The organism is Arthrobacter sp. H41 (assembly GCF_000520535.1).
In the GTDB taxonomy this organism is placed as follows: Bacteria; Actinomycetota; Actinomycetes; order Actinomycetales; family Micrococcaceae; genus Arthrobacter_D.
Genome location: NZ_KI914796.1, coordinates 1,487 through 2,970, shown reverse-complemented (window position 1 = coordinate 2,970; position 1,484 = coordinate 1,487). Strand labels below are relative to the sequence as shown.

2 protein-coding genes are annotated in these 1,484 nt (G+C 69.3%); both read left to right on the top strand.

What is annotated here, in order from left to right; all coding sequences use genetic code 11:
- The coding region (gene trmB, locus Y705_RS18795) for a tRNA (guanosine(46)-N7)-methyltransferase TrmB (RefSeq protein ID WP_081737950.1) at positions 1 to 863 on the top strand (863 nt) is incomplete at its 5' end.
- 16 nt (positions 864 to 879) lie between these two features.
- Positions 880 to 1,484, top strand: a 605-nt coding sequence (locus tag Y705_RS18790; protein ID WP_155850008.1) for an MFS transporter, incomplete at its 3' end; no start/stop codon positions are given.

The window sequence follows — 1,484 nt, the reverse complement described above, 5'->3', positions numbered from 1 at the left end:
CCGCCCTCTGCGGGCAGCCGTTTCGCAGCCGGCCGGTATCCTTCGTCCGGCGAGGTTCACGGCTCCAGGGCCGACGCCGGGAAGCGTGGGACGAGCTCGCCGACGAATACCTGATCAGCGTTCCAAGGATCACCACCGATACGTCGGTGGCACCAGGCTTCACCCTCGAAGTCGACACCGCCTTCGGGCGGAGCGCCCCCCTCGTGGTCGAGGTGGGCTCCGGCCTGGGTGAAGCGATCGCCCACATGGCCGAGCGTGAACCAGGCAGGAACTTCCTTGCCCTCGAGGTATACCGCCCGGGCCTGGCCCAGACCATGCTGCGGATCGACCAGAAGGGGCTGGCCAACGTCCGGGTGGCCCAGGTCAACGCTGCCGAAGCGCTGGAGACCATGCTGCCGGAGTCCTCGGTCGATGAACTGTGGGTCTATTTCCCGGACCCCTGGCACAAGGCACGGCACCTGAAGCGGCGCCTGGTCCAGCAGGGCTTCGTGGACCTCGCGGCCCGAGTACTCGCCCCGGGGTCGCTGTTCCGGCTTGCCACCGACTGGTCGAGCTACGGCGTGCAGATGCGCAGCGTACTCAACGCCTCCCCGGACTTCGAGAACCTTCACGACGGCGAGCGCACCGGTGCGCTGAGCCCCCTCACCCAGGTCTGGGAAAGCGGTGTCGAGCTCGTGGTGGGTGGGGCCCCGGTCCGCGAAGGCAAGGACCCGGTCAGCACGGGCAACACCGGAGTCAACGAGGGCACCGACACCCTTGGCGGGTGGGCGCCCCGCTTCGAGGGCCGCCCCCTGACGAGTTTCGAGAACAAGGCCATCGAGGCGGGGCGGATGGTTTTCGACCTCACGTACCGCCGGCGCTGATGGGGTGCCGCGGGGCATGAGCCCTTCCGGTGCGGGCTGGGCGGGGCATGCCAAGGGAAGCGTTGGTTACCGCCGCGTCCTTCTGGCACTCTTCTTCGCGGGAATCGCCACGTTCGCCCAGCTCTACTCGGTGCAGGGAGTCCTCCCGGGGCTCGCCCGGGAGTTCGCCGTCTCTCCCGCTGACGCAGCGCTCACGGTGTCCGCAGCCACGCTGGGACTGGCGCTCGCCGTCATTCCGTGGTCCTGGGTGGCGGACCGAGCGGGACGCAAACGAACCATGGCCTGGGCGATCAGCGCCGCCGTCGGGCTGGGTTTCCTCGTCTCCGCGGCGCCGACGTTCGAGACACTGCTGCTGATCCGTTTCGCCGAGGGCGCGGCGCTCGGGGGCATTCCCGCCGTTGCCCTTGTCTACCTCCACGAGGAGATCCAGCCACTACACGCTGCAGTGGCTGCGGGCACGTACGTGGCGGGAACCACGATCGGCGGCTTGACCGGCCGGATCGTCGCGGCTCCTGTTGCCGAGTTCAGCGACTGGCGCGTAGGGGTGCTCAGCGTGAGCGGAGTCGCGGCGCTCTCGGCAGCGGCATTCCTGTGGCTGGCTCCGCGTCCGCGCGGCTTCGA